Below are 18,565 nucleotides of genomic sequence, written 5' to 3' on the forward strand. Positions count from 1 at the left end.
ACCCGCCAGTGAAACCCCTTGTCGACCCGTCAGCATCTTCGGCTTTTCTTGTCGGCGAGGGTGAAATGGCCCGTCTGATCCGCTCCAGGGATTGGTCGTCCACAGCGCTCGGCCCTATCGAGTCATGGCCACAGAGCCTGAAGACCACAGTCAGTCTGTGCCTGGCCTCGAACTTCCCCATCAACATCATATGGGGGCCGGAGCATGTTCAGATCTATAACGATGGCTACCTTGTTCTGTGTGGCGCGTCACACCCGCAAGCACTGGGTGAGCCTTATACAACCACGTGGGCTTCCGCCTGGCCGGCCATTGGCGAACCCTTCGAGCAGGCTCTGACGGGTAAAACCTCATTTCTGGAAAACCAGCGCATGTTCCTGTCGCGCAACGGTTATCTGGAGGAGACGTTCTTCACGTTTTCCACCAGCCCGATCAGGGATGAAAGTGGCGGTATCGGCGGACTGTTTCACCCAGTGACCGAAACCACGGCAACCATGCTCAGTGAGCGCCGGACCCGCACACTGCGTGACGTCCACATCGAGTTGGCCGATGTGAAGTCCATGTCCGGGATCGCTGCCCGGGCGTTGCAATGCCTGCAGAGAGCTGCCTTCGATATTCCTTACCTGGCGTTCTACGAACTTGTGCCCCATGACATGAGCTACGCCTGTGTTGCCCAGGCAGGCATCGGCAGCCTGCACACGCTGCCTTCAAGCGTAGACGTGGACACGCCAGTGCCTTTCTCCTTGAGAGAGGCGTTGAAAAGCACCGAACCTACCGCCATCAGCGGCCTGGCTCCGCTGTTCGATGGCACCACGTGTGGCCCCTATGAAGATGCACCCGACCAAGCGTTTCTACTCCCGGTTCGCGTTCCCGGCATCGAGCATCCGGTGGCGATGGTGCTTGCTGGCGTGAGCGCCCGCTTGCCTGTCGACAACGCTTATCGGGTGTTCTTTGCCCTACTGACGGCCACCCTTGCGGCAGGTTATGCCAACGCCAGGACTTACGAAGAAGAGCGGCAGAAAATCGAGGCACTCGCCGCGCTCGACAAGGCGAAGATCGATTTCTTTTCCAATGTCAGTCATGAGTTTCGTACCCCGCTGACACTAATGCTCGGTCCGCTCGAAGACGCTTTGCTGCAGGCACAGGATCTGCCTGCAGCCCAGCAGGAGAGCCTGACGGTCGCACACCGTAACGCCCTGCGCCTGCTCAAACTGGTCAACTCGCTGCTCGACTTTGCGCGGCTCGAATCCGGCCGCACACACGCCAGCTTTCAAGCGACCGACATCAACGTCCTGACCGCCGAACTGGCCAGCAACTTTCGCTCGGCCTGTGAACGCGCCGGGCTTGACCTGGATATTCAGGTCACACCCGGCTTGCAACCGGTCTTTGTTGATCGGGAAATGTGGGAAAAGATCGTTCTGAACCTGCTGTCAAACGCCTTCAAATTCACACTGAAAGGCGGTATTCGAGTCGCGATAACGCAAGACGCCGACGCTGCCGTTTTGACCGTGAGCGACACCGGCACTGGCATTGCCGATGATCAGCAGGCACTGGTCTTCCAGCGCTTCCATCGGATAGAGAACCAGCAAGGTCGAACGTTTGAAGGCACCGGCATCGGGCTGTCGCTGGTGGATGAACTGGTCAGGCTGCATGGCGGAACCATTTCGCTGGAAAGCAAGCACGGAACAGGCACCACCTTCACCGTCTCAATACCGACGGGCTCCAGTCATTTGCCTGCCGACCGGATAGGTGCTGAACACACTTTATTGTCGACCGGTGTGAGAACACAGGCGTATGTCGAGGAAGCACTGCGCTGGCTGCCCGACAACGACGAACACCACCAGCACGCTATGGTTGCACCGCACGACATCAAGGGCGGCCCGGCGCCACGTATCCTGCTCGCCGATGACAACGCCGACATGCGCGATTACATCGCACGTATCCTCACCGATGGCGGCTATGAAGTACTTACTGTGGACAACGGCTCAAGTGCCCTCGAGGCCGCGCGCAAAACCCGGCCGGACCTGATTCTCAGCGACGTGATGATGCCCGGACTGGACGGCTTCGCGCTGCTGGAAGCTGTGCGCAAGGATCCTGAACTGGGCAACCCTGTGTTCATGCTGCTCTCGGCCAGGGCGGGCGAAGAAGCTCGCGTTGAAGGCCTCACTGCAGGTGCCGACGACTATCTGGTCAAACCCTTCAATGCCCGCGAGCTGCGTGCACGGATCGACGGCGCTGTCAGCCTGGCCAGGCAGCGTCAGGCGGCACAGAGCCGCGAGCGTGATCTGCTTGAAAAGGCCAATCGCGAGCGCGAGGCGCTGGTTGTGCAATTTCACCAGATGCAGAAAATGGAAACAATCGGCCAGTTGACCGGCGGCGTCGCACACGACTTCAACAATCTGCTGACACCGATTTTTGCCAGCCTGGAAATGCTCAAGCGCCGCCTGGATGGCGATGATCGTGCGACCCGAATGGCCAACGCCGGGTTGCAGTGCGCCGAGCGCGCGAAGGTGCTGGTCAGTCGGCTACTGGCCTTTGCCCGCAAACAGACGCTGGACCCTCGCCCAACCCATCTACGACAGTTGATTGTGAGCATGCAGGACCTGTTGAAACGCTCGCTCGAGTCCAACATCGAACTGGTGCTTGAACTGGATCACGTCAGACGCTTGTCCATGGTCGACGCCAATCAAGTGGAGCTGGCGCTGCTCAACCTGTGCCTCAACGCTCGTGATGCCATGCCTTCGGGGGGTGTGTTGCGGGTAAGGCTGTCGAATTCATGCGCCGAAAACGTGCCTGATATCAGCGCGACCACCAGTGGCTACCTGAAAGTCAGCGTCATCGATAACGGCATCGGGATGGACGACGAGACGCGTACACGCGCCATCGAGCCGTTCTTCTCCACCAAGGGCACCAAGGGGACCGGACTGGGGCTGTCCATGGTGCATGGTGTCGTTGCGCAGATGGGCGGCTACATACAGATCGAAAGTGCCGTCGGGATCGGAACCCAGGTGCATCTGTTTCTACCCGCCAGCGAAGCCATCCCTGACGACGAGGCACCAGCGCCGGACAACGCCGTCGCCGAGCCTCGTATTGCATCCATTCTGGTCGTCGACGATGAAGACCTGGTTCGCATGACGATCATGGACATGCTCGAAGACGAAGGCTATGTGCTGACCCAGGCTCGATCCGGCGAACACGCGCTTGAACTGATCCGCAGCGGCTTGCAACCGGATCTGTTGCTGACCGACTTCAAGATGCCCGGGATCGACGGCTCGCAACTGGCCACCGAGGCCGTGACCCTGGTCGCAAACCTGGCGGTACTGGTCATAACCGGTTTCGCCGCGCTGGAAGTGGACTGGCCGTCTCTGGCCAAGCCTTTCACCCATGCAGATCTGATCGGCAGCGTTCGCGAGCAACTGCAGCAGGCCTGATGGATCGCGGGCTTGTCTCAGTAAAGGAAGCCCGCCCATGCCGAAACCAGCAACAATAACGCCATCCCCCTGTTAAACCATCGCATGGCGCGTTCGGAGTCGAGCAGTCGCGCTGAACCCGCACCCAGCAATGCCCAGCACGCCAGGCACGGCAGCGAGACCAGAAAAAATACCAACGCCAGCACCGCCACCGCGCCCTGACTGAAGACGCTGACCACCGCCAGCGCCATCATCCAGGTTTTGGGGTTCACCACCTGAAGACTGGCGGCACCGAAGAAACCCAGGCGCGGACGGGATTTATCGGAGTTGATCACCGCAGTCGCGCTGTTGAAGATCTTCCAGGCAAGCCACGTCAACCAGGCCAGGCCGACAAACGACATGATCGGCTGTGCGGCGGGCACCTCGATCAGCGAACGGCCGACGCCGGTGCCCACCAGCAGCACCAGTGCCGCAGCGCCCATGCAGGCACCGAGGATGATCGGCAGGCTGGCCCATATCCCGTAGCGAGCGCTGTTGCTGAGCACCAGAATATTGGTAGGCCCTGGGGTGATCGAGGCAACGAACGCGAATAATACGAAGGACAGCATGACAACGGCTCCCGAAGCGGTAAGCAGTCATGCTCGCGCAACGCAGCGCTTCAGTCTGGACGGTCTGTGCACTGCTTGCGGTAGCTGGAAGGTGTCAGGCCGTAGGCACGCAGAAACCAGCGACCCAAGTGACTCTGATCGGCGAACCCCAGCTCACCGGCGACTTGCGCGGGCGCAACACCTCGCGCCAATAGCCTGCGGGCCATGGACAGACGCAACTGCACCAGATAGGCATGCGGTGGCAGCCCAAACGCTGCCTTGAAGGCGCGCGTCAGCCGAAAGCGGTCCACTGCGCACACCAGCGCCAACTCATCCAGCCCCAGATCACGCTGATAATGGGCATGCAAATAGTCGCGGGCGCGCAGTGCCACTCCCGGCATTCGAGGGTCATGGTCGTGTGCGAGGCGCCAGTGCACGTGCCGCGTCAATCGTTCCAGCAACCCGTCCAGAGCGCTTTGCCTGACAATTCGCGGCGCTTGACCGTGCAGTGCAGCGAATGCCGACATCGTAGCGCTGGCGAGGCCCGGATCACTGATCAGGGTGCTGGCAAAACCGGGCTGATAACCTTCAGGTGCCTGCTCAAACAACGAGGTCAATTCACGGGCGATCCAGTGCGGGTCCAGATACAGCATCCGGTAGGTGAAACCGTCTGCACTTGGCGCATCGCCGTCGTGAATTTCGCCCGGCTCCAGCATGAACACCTGGCCCGAGGTGCCTACGTGACGCTGACGGCGGCAATGAAACTGCTGAACGCCCTGCTCCGTCACGCCTACCAGATAGCTGTCATGCCAATGCGGATCGTAGGCATGCCCCTCAAAGTGAGCGCGCAGCGTCTCGATACCGGTATCACGGTCCTGAGCAAGATCGATCCAGTTGTTCTGCGTCATGGTCAACCGAGGAGGTTCTGGAAATGGCCCGCTGTTATCGCGCAGGCAAGGTGCACAGTCTAGAAGGTTTGTGCTGCGCATGAGTTCACGTCGGTCTGCAAAAGCCTGCGTGCTTTTTTTGTAAAAATTGCCATGCATTGCTTTGGAGCTGTCGATTGCCTATATTCCCGGTCGGCGTATTCCACGCCACCACCCGCGGAAAGGGCTGCGCCCAGGATCAGATTCATCTTCAAGTCACTACGACTCCCCAACCTTCAAGCGGACAAGGTTTGTGCAAGGAGATCGTATGTCCAGCCATTCGTCACTGCCCCATGACGGCCGTATCAACCTTGAGCAGCAGCGCAAGCGTGCCAGGGAACTTCTGCAGCGCATGAAGAGCGGCGCCGCACCTGATCAACTCGCACAGCTCGTCAGCTCAGGCTCGACGCCAACGTTATCCGACGCCCAATGGTTGATCGCCAGACAGCTGGGTTTCAGCAGTTGGCCCAAACTGAAGGCCCACGTCGATGCGGTCGACTTCGCTGCACGCCATCCGGACTTCGCCGCAAGCGATGAAGCCAGAACCGAGCATTGGCGATGCGGCAACGATATTGCTCATAGCCTGAGCGTGGCTGGCTTCAAGGGCTCATTTCATATGTTGGCTGACCCACTGTGCATGGGCCCGGTCCAGAACGTACCGTTTTCGCAATATAATCCATTGCGCAGCCAATTCATCAGCCAGGCATTCGGCATAGACAGGGACGATGCGGCACGGCGATTTGACGATGAATACGCTCAGCTGAAAGGCCTGAGCAGGGCCGAGCACTCGGTGCTGTGGTGTGAAGCCGATGCCTATGATCAGCTGTTTCTGGTCCGTGCGCTGGCAGGCCTTGAGCAGTTGCCGCGCCGACTGGAACTCATCGAAGTCGACCGGATACCGGGCGTTCAGCGATTCATCGGGATTGGTCAACTGGCGCCAGACGTCCTCGCGTGGTTATGGCCGCAGCGCAAGCCAGTCACACAAACCATGCTGACCTGCGCCCGAGAGGCATGGCTGGCCTATTGCGATCCCTCCCCTGTAAAACTCGCCGCGCTGGCCCGCAACCCGAAACTGCCATTGGTGCTTCTGGCCCCGGCGTTGTCGCGCCAGCTTCAGGAGCTGCCTGGCGTCACCGACGGTTTGTCCCTCACCGAGCGCCTGACCTTGCACTACCTCAGCGAGGCGGGCCCGATGACCTTTGGCAGGGTGTTCGCAGAACTGATGGGCCGGCGCGAACCGTTGCCCTTTCTCGGTGACATGATGTTCCACGCGTTGTTGCGCCCGTTGATCGACACTCCGGCGCCGTTGCTGAGCGAAACGGACACCCACCTGAAGTGGCCTGGCAGAACGCTGACATTGACGGCATTGGGCGAACACGTGGTAAACGGTCAGGCTTACTGGCCAGACCACGCCCATCATGAACGCTGGACCGGCGGCGTGTGTATCCGGCCTGGGCAGCCTCACTGGATGATCGACGCTGACCTGTCCCCGGTGTGGCGAGACTGAGCCTTCTCGACGCGTTCGAGGAGGCATGACTTGAAGTCGGATCTGCATGATCGGCAGATTCGACTACTACCACTCGTCGGAAACAACCTTAAAACACAAGTTGTCGTACCTCTTGCATTTAATATAACCAACAAAATCATAAGGTTAAGTGAAAAGTGCATTTCGTCGAAAAGCTTGTCACCGTTCACCACGGTGATAACATCTCGCCCGCTTCAAAAGGAGTTCAATCAACTAGGGACGGAATCTTTCCGTTGGAAGCTTCAGCTCTTCCAGACACATTAGACAGCGCTCGGTAGATGCCTGTCTGAATGCGATAAAGCCGCTTTAAACCCACAATAAAAACAGTCAGTCAGGTTATACAATCATGCGCCCAGTCCCGATGTAATCACGTATTGCTTTCGCCAAACAGGTTGTGTTCGTCTGACCGTTCAGAGAACAGCACCTTAAGACATCTTGCGTTGAGCCCCCCTGAACGGAACGTTGAAAACGACTCCGCTGACGGCTGCTGTTTGGCTTTTGTATAACGTAGCGGGTATCAGCAAACGCCGTTGCCGTGCGTCGTAGAGTCCTGAATGGGTCAATGGTCTGCAACGCCCGGTATGCAAGGCATGAGTCTTTACCGACCCGGCTCTTGTGGGGTCAACACTTATAACAATAGCGCCGACGCCAGTCAGGCAAAAAGGCGCGCAAAAACAACAGGGATGTAAACATGTCAGATGCTGTTAAGCACACCACTGCCAACGCTGTCTCTTCAAGCCTGCCGGAAGTTAGAACTTTCCAGTTCGACAAACAGCAAGCGACACTGCTTCATACTCATGCCAACCGCATGGCAACACAGGGTGGCCCGCAAGCTGCCGGTGCCAAGTCGCTGGCATCAGTGGCCGCGACGGAGTTGAAGTTTTCGTTGTCCCGCACCCAATGCGAACTGCTTGAGGCGTATTCGGATGGTCTGGTCTCATTATTGATATTCGAAGGCATGCTGCCGATCAGTTCGGCCTGCCCGCCTGAAGAATTACCAGAACTGACCCATCTGAAAAACCGCCATGACGTGTTGAGCATGGCAGCGCGCAACCAGATTCTATTAAAGCTTGTGGACAATAGCGCGTTTGCCTACGACATGGACAACGAAGGTCAGCTGGTTCGACTGGTCGCCAACTTCAAGGGCGGCGGTGCAACACCGATAAACGCAGAACCCGCTGTGAAAGAGCTGAGCTCGCATTCCGGACTGGCTCTAGGCCCGCACACCGAAGCTCCGTACTGGTGTGCAGTAGACGCACAAAACGGACACTCTCCATCACCGTCCTCCTTGATCCTGTCCGCGTTGTGGAACCCCGGAAACGAGCCCACGACGGTCATTCCATTGCCCCCAGTACTGGAAACCATCGGTTTTACGAATTGCCTGGCGCTTACCACCGGTAGTTTCCAGTTCACCCGCAGTGACTCGTTCGTCAGTGGCAAAGGCGAAGATGGTCGCAACGTTTCCATTCTGGAGTTCAACGATAACGTCGGCTTCGCCGCCCGATTCAACGCTTACCGGTTTTCAGTCAACGAGCACGCCTCGGCATTCGTGAAAACCGCGTACGCAGCGTTTTGCGAGGGTGTCGGCAAGGCCAAAGCCCATCAATACGTGTTGAATCAGGAGTCCGCCATCATCATCAACAACGTCCGGGCTCTGCACTGTCGCGACGTGATCAAAGACAACCGGCGCGTGCTGGTGCGAATCTTTGGTCTGTCAAAATTCTCATCCCCTCTGGTGATTTCCGAAGATCCGCTGTTGCTGCGCGGTTGACGCCCGTCGCGCTTTTTGTGACGAAGATCCCGACACCCGCGCGCGGGGCTTTTTAAACGCCAGCCATGCAAGTGGCCAGCACCCGTCTTTTGAGAGAAAAACATGATGTCCTGGGATTTGATTGGCATGTTGGCGCTGGTTGCTTTTTGCGCCGGTTTTTTTGATGCCATTGCTGGCGGCGGTGGGCTGATTACCTTGCCGGCGCTGTTTCTGGCGGGTGTCGACCCTATCAGCGCCATTGCGACGAACAAGTTTCAGGCCGCATCAGCCACGATATCGGCGACCGCAACCTTCGCCCGCAAGGGGCTGATCGAATGGCGAGAAGGTCGCTTTCTGGTGCTGTGTGGATTTCTGGGTGGCGCCAGCGGTGCGTTGCTGGTCAGTTCTGTTGACAAGCGCTATCTGGAAGTCTGCGTACCTCTGATGTTGATTCTGGTAGCTGTCTATTTTGCGCTGTCGCCAAAACTGGGTAACGAAGACCGACGAAAGCGCATCGGCATTCTGGCCTTCTCTTTCACCGTGGCGCCGCTTCTTGGCTTTTACGACGGTATCTTCGGCCCCGGTGTCGGTTCGTTTTTCATCGTCGGACTTGTCCTGCTGTGCGGTCTGGGCATGATGCGCGCCATGAGTTTTACCAAACTGGCCAATGCTGCCTGCAACCTGGGTTCGCTGTCGGTTTTCATTACCAAAGGGGTGATTATCTGGCCGATTGCAATCGCCATGGCGTTGGCAGCTTTCGCAGGTGCTCAGCTCGGTGCACGGGCGGCGGTAAGGGTAGGTCCACGCCTGATCAAGCCGATGTTGATCGTGGTCTGCTGCGCGCTGGCCATCAAACTCCTGAGCGTCGACACCAATCCACTTCGGATGGCATTCATGCATACGCTTGCCTCGTTATGATGAACCGTTCAGCAATGGTCCAGACCTCTGCGATCACGTCGCGGCTACAGTTCAACGAGCCAGCGGCGGGCCCGGCGTTTTACTTTTCCGAGCCGTTTGCCGGTTATGCGCTGGAAGGCCGAGTGTTGTTGAACCGCACGCAGCCGTCCGTCATGCCACACGTGCTGGCCATTCACGGTGCGCGCTCGGACTACAGCAAACTCAACGGGCTGCTTTACCCCTTGCAGGCGGCAGGTGTGGCCAGCCTGAGTTTCAACCTCTCAGGTCATAACACCACCACAGACATAAGCGCAGAAGACACGTCCCTGACGCGTAACCTGGAAGAGTCATTGCGTTTTGCAGGTCATCCGGGGGCTGCGCTCGACACTGTTATCGGCCACAGCCTAGGTGGGGCGCTGGCCTTGAAAGTGGCCGAAGTGCACCGGGCCACAGTCAGAAAAATCATTCTGTTTTGCCCTGCGGTCTATCCCGAGGCGGCGTACGCTCAGCCGTTCGGGAAGCCTTTCAAACGTGTCCTGTCCGTCCCCTATGGTTTTCTCGACTCTTCATCTCTCGCGTTTCTTCGGACATTCGCGGGCAAGGTGATGCTGGTCATCGGTGAGTTCGACGGGCTGCGATCCACCGCCTTCGGCGGCATTGCTGGCAAAGCAGCAGGCCTGGTACAGGTCCGCAATGATCAGCAAACGGCACGCGGGGTAAACAGCGCGATCCCTTGGGAGGTAATCGACGCAATCGAAAACAGCGTCTCGCCCGATCAACTGGAAAAACTGGTTTTGCCAGGCTGCGACCATGCCATTTCAGCGTGGCTCGGCGACCACCCGCAGCATGCTCGCGATCTGGCGAAAAAAATTGCGACGTTTTTGACTTGACCAGCGTGGACGCAGATGCTGAAACAAGCCCTGCCTGATGCAGGCGGGTCACGAGCGACTTGGAGGCGCAAATTCTCACTATGACGAATTGTGACAAATATAATTGGAATTAAAATTCCATTGACTGTATTAAGTGAACGGATTCTGCATCCCGTAACGCTGGTTTTTCGGGGCGCAGGGTCATTCCACTATCGACAGTTAACTAGCCTGAGGCTTTTTATGAATTCGTCCCTGTCCCGCCGCAAGATTCTGCAAGGCGCCTGTTGCCTTCCCGTTGCTGCCGTCCTGATGGAAATGCCGTCCATTGCCAACGCTGCGACTCCTGCTTCCCCACGCACCACCATGACTGCCGATCAGGCGCTGAAAGCGCTGCGCGATGGCAATGATGCGTTCATGAGCGGCAAAGTCCCAAAAAGCGAAAACGACCGTGATCGTCGTCTCGAAATCGCCAAGGGCCAGACCCCGTTCTGCATTCTGATTTCGTGCTCCGATTCCCGCGTTCCGCCAGAGCTGCTGTTCGGCCGCGGCCTCGGTGAGTTGTTTATCGTGCGTAACGCGGGCAACACAGTGGATACCACGGCGCTGGGCTCGATCGAATATGGCGTCAGCCAGTTGGGCGTCCCTTTGGTTGTGGTGATGGGTCACGAAAAATGTGGCGCCGTAGCGGCCGCCGTTTCCGTGGTTGAAGACAACACTGTTTTCGCGGGTGCCATTGGCCAGATGATCGAACCTATCGTGCCTGCGGTACTGTCTGCCAAGTCGAAGAAGAGCAAGAACCTGCTGGAAGACTCGGTCAAGAGCAACGTCCAGCGTACCGTTGCCCGTCTGCGTTCCGCTTCCGAGCCGGCCCTGATGAACCCGATCAAAGACGGCAAGGTCAAGGTCGTAGGTGCCTACTACAGCCTTGAGAACGGCAAGGTCGAATTCTTCGACGTCTGATCCCGACGCTGCAAACCGTTGCAACGATGGCTGAGTCCATCCAGATTCAAGCGCAGGGATCGCGCTCATCCCCATTCGGCCTGTTCGGGCCTTGATCCCCCTCCACTCCCCCGCTGGAAAACCCTGACCACGACACGCCGTCTGCACGGTAATATCTGCCTGATCAAACCCGGAGGCGGTCACGAGCAATGGCTTGCGTCATGACGCGCCATTCCGACAGGAGAGCTGCGTGGGCAAGGACTACATCGCATTTTTCATCTCATTGTTTCTGTCACGGCTGGCGGATCAGATTCTGCTGTTCATCGTGCCTTTGATCGTCTTCCAGACCACCCAAAGCGCCTCATTGGCCGGGTTGGCGTTCTTCGCCGAATCCCTGCCGCGCTTTCTGGCATTCCCCGTTTGCGGCGCACTCTGCGACCGGTTTTCGCCTGTCCGGATTCTGCACATCAGCCAGGTGTACCGAGCAGTCATCTGTATGTTGGCCATGGCTTTGTACGGACTGTTCGGCGGCGTTGTCTGGCTGGTGATCCTGTCGGCACTGTGCGGCATCCTCACCACCCAGGGTGTGATGGCACGTGAGGTGCTGATGCCCTATGTGTTTCAGCGCTACAGCTATACCAAAACCCTGTCGTACTCACAGATAGCAGACCAGACCGGTCTGGTGCTTGGCCCTTTGGCGGCGGTGCTGTTGCTTGACCAATGGGCCTGGCCCTGGGTGGTCCTGGTCTGTGCCGGGCTTTTTCTGCTGGCCGATCTGGCCATGTGGGTATGGCGACGTATCAGCGGGATGACATTCGATGTGCAACGACAGTCAGCCGGGAACTGGTGGCAGCCGATGAAAATTGCGGTCGGGCATATCCTAAGACTGACCGAGCTCAAGCGAATCATCATGCTCGCGGTCGGGGTCAACCTGATCGTTGGCGTGACACTCGCCACGTCTGCGGCAATGGTCATCGGCGAACATGCGGCCGCCAAAACCACTTACGCAGGCCTGCAGATGGCGGGCGCTGCGACCACCCTGGTAATTCTGTTCTTTCTCGCCCACGTAGCCGTCGCCCTGCGTGCTCTGGGCGGCGTTTCATACGTGATGATCGTCAGCGGAGCGTTGATCTGCGCGCTGAGTCCGGATTTCAGCGGATATGTGTTGGGGTTCCTGCTGATCGTAGGCTTCGACAAAATGTTCAATGTCTACATGCGCAGCACGCGGCAAAGGGTCATTCCGAAAGAAGACTTCGGCAAGACAGTGGGTGTCATCACCCTGCTCAACAACCTGTCACAACCTTTTGCGGGCCTGGCGGTTGCTGTGCTGGCAGCGCCTTTGAGTGTGCAAAAGGTCATATTGCTGTTGACCACGATCAGCATCGCGCTCGGTGCCATTGCGCCGTGGCTGTTTGCAGATCGAAGATCCTCATCAGCCCTTCAAGCGGATTGATCCACTGGCGCATGAGTGATGCCCACGCCAGTGACTGCGTGAGCATTCACGATCAGATCACGCCACAGGCTGCGCGATCACCGCCACCGCCCAGAGGCTTTGGCATATCAGAGTGGTTATCGCCGCCCGCATGCACCATCAGCGCATGGCCTTTGATTTCTGACAGCTTTTTCAAACGCGGCGCCAGGACCGGATAATTCGCCGTGCCGTCGGCATTCACGTACAGGGCGGGCAAGTCGCCCAGATGACCATTGGCATAAGGCCCCAAGTGCTTACCGGTCCTGGCCGGATCAAAATGCCCGCCCGCCGCCAGTGCGGCAACCTTGACGCCATCCTTGGTACCGGCCTCGCAACTGCCGTTTTCATGCACGTGAAAACCATGAACACCCGCTGGCAGGTCGCTCAGTTCAGGGGTGAACAGCAAACCGTATTCTGTTTCGCTCACCGTCACGCTGCCGATGGGCTTGGGCGCGCCATCGGCGCTGACAAGGTTGATCGGAACGTCCAGCGATGCCGCCTGAACACTGACAGAAAAAATACCCAGCAGACCTAGCCAAAGATGAGATTTCATAAGGTTTCAATGCGTCCTTGATCGGTTGATAGAAGTCGTCAGCGGTGCAGGGGCAAGCCAGCACAGCCAGGGCCTCCAACCTTTGAAGGCCTGCGACATCTGTGATGCAACACAGGTGTGACCACAACCACGCGGGTTTTGATGCAAAAAAATGGCAACCGCTCGCATTACCGACTTGTCAGAACAACAACGTCGTCCATTGCTGGCGAACCTGAAACCGATCATCCGAGCAGTTGATCCCTCAATCACATCACTGATGAGGACGAGCAACACATGAAAGACCCCTATGCATTCGGGTTCTACAGCGCCTGCCTTGCGTTGATAGTCGTTGTGGCCGCCATCGTATACAGCTCGGCCTTCAGCGCCTCGCCGGTCAACGCCTACTATTTCATCGAAGCGGCGTCCTCCCTCGGCGAAGCGCTGGCTGTCATCGGCATTGCCGGTGTGGTGTTCAAGGCATATGGCTCATGGAAACGCGAGACACGTCAGCAAAAGGTGCTCGGCGTCATCTGGGAAGCCAGCGTCACATTCCGGGAGATAGAGATAGGCTTCAACGAATGGTTCTTCGGCCCGAAGGCTGATGAGCGAACAGGCCATGACGCCAGCCAGATCGAGTCACTGCTGGACTCGAGTCCTTTCGGCATCGCGCTCAGGACGTTCAAGAAACAATGCATTTTGCTGGACAAGCTGGTGGTCAAGGATCAGTGGCGCTGGATGCATCACGCTGCCCAGCTCAACGTGCTGGCGCGTACATTGAGTGTCGAAGCCTTTGCCTTGCCGGGCAAACGCACGCTCACGCACACCATCGTTGACCTGCTCTTCACCCATGAAGGCGACAACTGGAAAAGCACACAGGCGGAATGGGAAGCGCAGATGAAAGCAGTCGAGGCGCAACTGCTCGTGCTTGAGCAGGCGTATCTATGAGACGGCTGATGACAGTCACCACCCGGCGTTACCGCCCATAAGGGCGATAACGGTCCGTCACAGCATCAGATGTCCAGGCAGATCTTGCCGAAATGCTGGTTGGTTTCCTGATAGCGGAAGGCTTCGACAATATCGGTCAACGGGAACGAGCGATCCATGACCGGACGCATACCGTTGGCATCGATAGCGCGGATCATGTCCTGTTGCTGAGTGCGGCTGCCGACCAGCACACCTTGCATGCGCAGCTGTTTGACCAGCGCCGGAACGATTTCCAGCTGACCCGTGACGCCGCTGAGGATGCCGATGACCGAAATATGGCCACCCACCCGCGCAGCGGTCATGGAGTGCTGCAGCGTCGAAGGACCGCCCACATCGATAATGTGGTCCACACCACGACCGCCAGTCAGCTTGCGGGCGGTCTCGCCCCAGTTACTGTCTGTGCGGTAGTTGATCAAATGATCGGCACCCATGCCATGCAAACGCTCCAGCTTCTCGTCGCTGGATGAGGTGGCGATGACCGTCGCCCCCGCCATCTTGGCGAACTGCAAAGCAAAGATCGACACGCCACCCGTACCCTGTACCAGCACGGTGTCCCCGGCCTTGAGCGCATCATCGGCCATCAACGCACGCCAGGCAGTCAGGCCTGCTGTGGTCAGTGTGGAGGCTTGTGCGTGGGTATAACCCATTGGTGCGAGGGTGAACGAGGTAGCTCGAGCAGTGACCTGCTCGCGGGCATAGCCATCAACGCCATCGCCCGGCACGGTAACAAACCCTTCAACCAGCGGCTCTCCGCTGATCCACTCCGGGAAAAACGTACTGACAACCGAATCACCGATCTTGAACTCGCTGACGCCCTCGCCCACCGCCGTCACAACGCCTGCGCCGTCCGCCATCGGGATGCGTGACTCGCTTGGGCCCCACATCCCACTGACCACTGCGAAGTCATGGTAGTTGAGCGAGTTGGCGTGCAAGCGCACGGTTATTTCGCCGGCTTTTGGTGCCAGCACTTCACTGTTGCCCACGATCACACGGTCGTAACCGCCGCCAGCCTGCACATAAATAGTGGTGTTGTTCATGATCTCTCTCCTATCAATTCAACATTACGCAAAATGACGAAATGTATATGTAAAACGCAATGGACGAAGTACGCCCATCAGAGCTCTTTTTTAAGCCTGTCGGCGAAGCGGTCAATTGCACCTTCATCGCGGCGGAAGTAAGTCCATTTGCCGATTCGGGTCGCTTGCACCAACCCGGCGCGCTGCAGAATCGCCAGGTGCGCAGAAGCCGTGGAAGCAGAAAGACAGGCCTTGGCCTGAATATGCGACACGCACACCCCTATTGCCGGATCACCATGGTCCTGGGGCGGGAAATGGGCCTGCGGGTCTTTGAGCCACTCCATGATCAACATGCGAGTGTCATTGCCGACCGCTTTGATTTGCTCAAGTATCATGGGGTGCAACGTTACGCTTTTTTACGAAATGTTCAACCCCTGTCTTGCGAAAATTTGCGCGCGGCTGGCGCGGTTCCTGCTTCACATCCAGCCTGAAAATGAAGCACTCTGTGCGTCCAATAATTCTAACCAACCCGTTGTGAGCACCCAGCCCCATGATGAATCTGAAATACAGCGCACTGGCCGCCTTCCTTCTGGGCCTGACCGGCATGGTCCAGGCTCAGGAACCTTCTACCCATCTGGACAAAGTGTTGCAGGCCGGCCAGTTGTCGGTGTGCACCACGGGCGACTACAAGCCGTATACGTTTCTGCGCGAGGACGGTGAATACGAAGGCATCGACATCACCATGGCTCGCTCGCTGGCAAAAAGCCTCGGCGTTACCGTGCAATGGGTGCCGACCACCTGGAAAACCCTGATGCCGGACATGATCGCTGGCAAGTGCGACATCGGTATGGGCGGTATCTCGGTCACGCTGGAACGACAGAAGAAGGCTTTCTTCAGCAATACCCTGGACGTGGACGGCAAAATCCCTCTGGTGCGCTGCGAAGACGAAAAGCTGTACCAGACGGTCGAACAGATCAATCAACCTTCAGTTCGCCTGATAGAGCCTGCCGGAGGCACCAATGAGGCGTTCGCCCGCGCGTATCTGCCCAAGGCGCCGATTGCGTTCCACGACAATAAGACCATCTTCCAGGAGTTGCTGGACAAGAAGGCCGACGTGATGATCACCGACGCCTCCGAGGCGCTTTATCAGCAGAAACGTATGCCCGGTCTGTGTGCGGTCAACCCGACCCGTTACATGCAGTACGGTGAAAAAGCTTATCTGCTGCCCCGAGACGACGTGACCTGGAAAGGCTATGTCGATCAGTGGTTGCACCTGAGTAAGGCGACAGGTGCTTATCAGCAGGCTCTGAGCGAATGGCTGGCGGTACCGGCCCAGTAAGAGCGTTCACCATACCGTGCGGCAATCCAGAGCGGGTTACCGTACGGCAACAGTTGCAAGCCGGGTTGCGCTGAAATAGGTTGTTGCAAGAACCTGTTCCGAAAGGCAGCCCTTGAGCATGAAGCCCAGCAAACCCATCACTCGTGCGTTCTGCGTCGAACTGCAGCAGGAGTTGTCCATTGCGGCAGCCCGGCGGGAGTATTTCTCTCAGGAACCGCCGCGCGCACGCTTCGAATTTCTGTGTTCCAACGAGGCCTGCCGAGCCTTGGGTGCCAAAGTGACGGGGGTTCGCTATGACGTCAAACCCCAGGACAATCCCACATTCGTGGCGGCACACTTTCGCGCCAACCCACATTACGGCCATCACCCGTCGTGCGAGTGGGTAGATGAAGACGCCGACGCCACGCCCGACACACCAGCCGAAGAGACCGATGCCCAGGCCAGTCTGCGCAAGGCCAAACGCAAGCTCGACGACTACATCGACGTGTTTGATCCGGTCATAAAAGAGCCCGAAAAGGAAAAGTCCGGCGAAGAAAAAACCGGACCACGCCCCCAGCCGGCAGCGGTCAAGGCTGAACCTGCCGAACCGGGCTCGCCAAAAGCGACGCGCTACAGCGAGACCCGCACCAACAATCTCGAACGTCTCGTCGACAGCTATCGCCAGGCCCGTGCCGAGCTGTCTATCGAAGAATTCAAATTGTTGAAACTGAGGATTCCCGGTCAGGGCGAGGTGTCATTACGTTCGTATTTTCGCCACATCAAGTACGCACAGCCTGGCGATAACGGTCGCGTGCTGTATGGCGGCGGACTGGTTGAGCAGCGTTACGGGCAAGGATTCAAGTTCAAGTTCTTCGACCGTCTGGACGGCAAACTGGTGACCTTGTATGTGTCACCTGCGCAAATGCAGGCCTATCGCTCAAGTCGCTATATCAGCGAACTGCTGAGCCATGCCGATGAGGTCAAGTTCTTTACGGTCTACGGGCTGGGGAAGCTGACGCAGAGTCCGTCAGGCAAGAGTTACAGCGTTGAGATAGACGACTTGCGCCATCTGGCAATCGTCCTGGGCCCGGCGAAGTAACCTGCGACCTGAAAACCGTATGTGGCCGAGTCTGCCCTTTGATCGTTATGCACTCATGGAGGCGTTGCCGACGGCAACGCCTCCATGCACAAATCATCAGACCTTGACGATCCAGCCTTCTGGCGCTTCGATATCACCGGACTGCACGCCGGTCAGCTCTTTGTAGAGCCGCTGGGTCACAGGACCGACTTCGGTTTCGCTGTAGAAGACATGCAGGTTGTCGTTGTACGAAATGCCGCCGATCGGCGTAATCACCGCAGCAGTACCGCAGGCACCGGCTTCCTTGAAGGTGCCGATCTGATCGATGAACACGTCGCCTTCAACAACCGTCAGGCCCAGGCGAGACTTCGCCAGCTCGATCAGCGATTGACGGGTGATACCCGGCAACACCGACGGCGACTTCGGCGTCAGGAATACATCGTCTTCGGTGATCGCGAAGAAGTTGGCAGAGCCTACTTCTTCGATTTTCGAATGGGTTTGCGGATCAAGGTAGATGCAGTCGGCAAAGCTGTGCTTCTTGGCTTCCGAACCTGGCATCAGGCTGGCAGCGTAGTTACCACCGACCTTGGCTGCGCCGGTACCATTGGGTGCCGCACGGTCATAACCGGAGATCACGAAGTTATTGGGCTTCAGGCCACCTTTGAAATACGCACCCACTGGAATGCAGAAGATCGAAAAGATGAATTCCGGTGCAGTGCGCACACCAATGTTGTCGCCTACGCCGATCACGAAAGGACGCAGATACAACGCACCACCCGAGCCGTAGGGTGGGATGAAACGCTCGTTGGCCTTGACGACCTGTTTACAGGCCTCGATGAACACATCGGTAGGCACATGGGGCATCAACAGACGAGAACAGCTGCGCTGCATGCGCCCGGCGTTCTGGTCAGGACGGAACAGGTTGATCGAGCCATCTTTGCAGCGATACGCCTTCAGGCCTTCGAAACACTGCTGACCATAGTGAAGCGCGGTGGAACCTTCACTGATGTGCAGAGTGTTGTCTTCGGTCAGCGAGCCTTGATCCCAGGCACCATCACGCCAGTGTGAAAGGTAGCGTTTGTCAGTCTTGATGTAGTCGAAACCCAGCGTGTCCCAGTTGATGCTTTCTTGACTCATAACACCCTCTATCTTTTAGCGACTGCCTGGACGAGTCAGGCCAATGCCGTATTCTGCCAGATCATTCAAAACCTGAGGCTCGAAATAAACACAAACAGATCAGGCAATTTTGCATCCGGGCGCGCAGAC

16 protein-coding genes are annotated in these 18,565 nt (G+C 57.8%); 10 read left to right on the top strand and 6 right to left on the bottom strand.

Translation table 11 applies throughout. The annotated features are described in order from the left end of the window. Window positions 1–65 precede the first annotated feature (65 nt). On the top strand, window positions 66–3,428 hold the full coding sequence (locus tag KDX37_RS09795; protein ID WP_231652501.1) for an ATP-binding protein: 3,363 nt from the start codon (window positions 66–68) through the stop codon (window positions 3,426–3,428). Between the two features lie 17 nt (window positions 3,429–3,445). Here KDX37_RS09795 and KDX37_RS09800 read toward each other — a convergent pair whose 3' ends face one another. Beyond that, entirely contained in the window at window positions 3,446–4,015 is a 570-nt protein-coding gene (locus KDX37_RS09800) for a LysE family translocator (protein WP_231652502.1), read from the bottom strand. 50 nt (window positions 4,016–4,065) lie between these two features. Further along, window positions 4,066–4,902 (bottom strand): AraC family transcriptional regulator, encoded by an 837-nt coding sequence (locus tag KDX37_RS09805; protein ID WP_231652503.1) that lies wholly within the window; start codon window positions 4,900–4,902, stop codon window positions 4,066–4,068. A 286-nt stretch (window positions 4,903–5,188) separates the two neighbouring features. Between KDX37_RS09805 and KDX37_RS09810 the strand changes: the two genes are divergently transcribed. From KDX37_RS09810 to KDX37_RS09835, 6 genes are all read left to right on the top strand, one after another. Beyond that, a complete protein-coding gene (locus KDX37_RS09810; protein ID WP_231652504.1) occupies window positions 5,189–6,427 on the top strand; it encodes a DUF1835 domain-containing protein in 1,239 nt (412 codons plus the stop codon). A gap of 709 nt (window positions 6,428–7,136) precedes the next feature. Beyond that, on the top strand, window positions 7,137–8,216 hold the full coding sequence (locus tag KDX37_RS09815; protein WP_231652505.1) for a hypothetical protein: 1,080 nt from the start codon (window positions 7,137–7,139) through the stop codon (window positions 8,214–8,216). A gap of 105 nt (window positions 8,217–8,321) precedes the next feature. Further along, complete coding sequence (locus KDX37_RS09820; RefSeq protein ID WP_231652637.1) at window positions 8,322–9,113, top strand: TSUP family transporter; 792 nt, start codon at window positions 8,322–8,324, stop codon at window positions 9,111–9,113. A gap of 14 nt (window positions 9,114–9,127) precedes the next feature. Next, the gene (locus KDX37_RS09825; protein ID WP_231652506.1) at window positions 9,128–9,982 is read left to right on the top strand and encodes an alpha/beta fold hydrolase; all 855 of its coding nucleotides are present in this window, start codon (window positions 9,128–9,130) and stop codon (window positions 9,980–9,982) included. Window positions 9,983–10,201: 219 nt separating this feature from the next. Next, the gene (locus tag KDX37_RS09830; RefSeq protein WP_231652507.1) at window positions 10,202–10,921 is read left to right on the top strand and encodes a carbonic anhydrase; all 720 of its coding nucleotides are present in this window, start codon (window positions 10,202–10,204) and stop codon (window positions 10,919–10,921) included. A 229-nt stretch (window positions 10,922–11,150) separates the two neighbouring features. Continuing rightward, window positions 11,151–12,353, top strand: coding sequence for an MFS transporter (locus KDX37_RS09835; protein WP_231652508.1), 1,203 nt, complete (start codon window positions 11,151–11,153; stop codon window positions 12,351–12,353). Window positions 12,354–12,405: 52 nt separating this feature from the next. Here the strand turns inward: KDX37_RS09835 and sodC are convergent, their stop codons facing one another. Then, complete coding sequence (gene sodC / locus KDX37_RS09840) at window positions 12,406–12,924, bottom strand: superoxide dismutase family protein (RefSeq protein ID WP_231652509.1); 519 nt, start codon at window positions 12,922–12,924, stop codon at window positions 12,406–12,408. 273 nt (window positions 12,925–13,197) lie between these two features. Here sodC and KDX37_RS09845 point away from each other — a divergent pair, with 273 nt between their 5' ends. Next, window positions 13,198–13,848, top strand: coding sequence for a hypothetical protein (locus KDX37_RS09845; RefSeq protein WP_231652510.1), 651 nt, complete (start codon window positions 13,198–13,200; stop codon window positions 13,846–13,848). A 65-nt stretch (window positions 13,849–13,913) separates the two neighbouring features. Here KDX37_RS09845 and KDX37_RS09850 read toward each other — a convergent pair whose 3' ends face one another. Together KDX37_RS09850 and KDX37_RS09855 are read right to left on the bottom strand one after the other, a co-directional pair. Then, window positions 13,914–14,924 carry a zinc-dependent alcohol dehydrogenase family protein gene (locus tag KDX37_RS09850; protein WP_231652511.1) on the bottom strand — a complete coding sequence of 337 codons (1,011 nt, stop codon included), beginning with the start codon at window positions 14,922–14,924 and terminating at the stop codon, window positions 13,914–13,916. A 77-nt stretch (window positions 14,925–15,001) separates the two neighbouring features. Further along, on the bottom strand, window positions 15,002–15,298 hold the full coding sequence (locus KDX37_RS09855; protein ID WP_231652512.1) for an ArsR/SmtB family transcription factor: 297 nt from the start codon (window positions 15,296–15,298) through the stop codon (window positions 15,002–15,004). Between the two features lie 155 nt (window positions 15,299–15,453). Here KDX37_RS09855 and KDX37_RS09860 point away from each other — a divergent pair, with 155 nt between their 5' ends. Further along, window positions 15,454–16,242, top strand: a complete 789-nt coding sequence (locus tag KDX37_RS09860) for a transporter substrate-binding domain-containing protein (RefSeq protein ID WP_231652513.1) — start codon at window positions 15,454–15,456, stop codon at window positions 16,240–16,242. 118 nt (window positions 16,243–16,360) lie between these two features. Further along, window positions 16,361–17,320: an ATPase gene (locus KDX37_RS09865; protein ID WP_231652514.1), complete on the top strand. Its 960-nt coding sequence runs from the start codon at window positions 16,361–16,363 to the stop codon at window positions 17,318–17,320. Window positions 17,321–17,416: 96 nt separating this feature from the next. Here the strand turns inward: KDX37_RS09865 and KDX37_RS09870 are convergent, their stop codons facing one another. Further along, window positions 17,417–18,436: a branched-chain amino acid aminotransferase gene (locus KDX37_RS09870; RefSeq protein ID WP_231652515.1), complete on the bottom strand. Its 1,020-nt coding sequence runs from the start codon at window positions 18,434–18,436 to the stop codon at window positions 17,417–17,419. Window positions 18,437–18,565 lie beyond the last annotated feature (129 nt).

This window comes from Pseudomonas californiensis (assembly GCF_021147775.1).
GTDB lineage: Bacteria > Pseudomonadota > Gammaproteobacteria > Pseudomonadales > Pseudomonadaceae > Aquipseudomonas > Aquipseudomonas californiensis.

Coding starts and splice junctions, on each gene's coding strand:
- KDX37_RS09815 (WP_231652505.1), top strand. CDS start 7,137: ATGTCAGATGCTGTTAAGCACACCACTGCCAACGCTGTCTCTTCAAGC.
- sodC (WP_231652509.1), bottom strand. CDS start 12,924: ATGAAATCTCATCTTTGGCTAGGTCTGCTGGGTATTTTTTCTGTCAGT.
- KDX37_RS09855 (WP_231652512.1), bottom strand. CDS start 15,298: ATGATACTTGAGCAAATCAAAGCGGTCGGCAATGACACTCGCATGTTG.
- KDX37_RS09820 (WP_231652637.1), top strand. CDS start 8,322: ATGTCCTGGGATTTGATTGGCATGTTGGCGCTGGTTGCTTTTTGCGCC.
- KDX37_RS09845 (WP_231652510.1), top strand. CDS start 13,198: ATGAAAGACCCCTATGCATTCGGGTTCTACAGCGCCTGCCTTGCGTTG.
- KDX37_RS09850 (WP_231652511.1), bottom strand. CDS start 14,924: ATGAACAACACCACTATTTATGTGCAGGCTGGCGGCGGTTACGACCGT.
- KDX37_RS09870 (WP_231652515.1), bottom strand. CDS start 18,436: ATGAGTCAAGAAAGCATCAACTGGGACACGCTGGGTTTCGACTACATC.
- KDX37_RS09805 (WP_231652503.1), bottom strand. CDS start 4,902: ATGACGCAGAACAACTGGATCGATCTTGCTCAGGACCGTGATACCGGT.
- KDX37_RS09795 (WP_231652501.1), top strand. CDS start 66: ATGGCCCGTCTGATCCGCTCCAGGGATTGGTCGTCCACAGCGCTCGGC.
- KDX37_RS09825 (WP_231652506.1), top strand. CDS start 9,128: ATGGTCCAGACCTCTGCGATCACGTCGCGGCTACAGTTCAACGAGCCA.
- KDX37_RS09800 (WP_231652502.1), bottom strand. CDS start 4,015: ATGCTGTCCTTCGTATTATTCGCGTTCGTTGCCTCGATCACCCCAGGG.
- KDX37_RS09860 (WP_231652513.1), top strand. CDS start 15,454: ATGATGAATCTGAAATACAGCGCACTGGCCGCCTTCCTTCTGGGCCTG.
- KDX37_RS09865 (WP_231652514.1), top strand. CDS start 16,361: ATGAAGCCCAGCAAACCCATCACTCGTGCGTTCTGCGTCGAACTGCAG.
- KDX37_RS09830 (WP_231652507.1), top strand. CDS start 10,202: ATGAATTCGTCCCTGTCCCGCCGCAAGATTCTGCAAGGCGCCTGTTGC.
- KDX37_RS09810 (WP_231652504.1), top strand. CDS start 5,189: ATGTCCAGCCATTCGTCACTGCCCCATGACGGCCGTATCAACCTTGAG.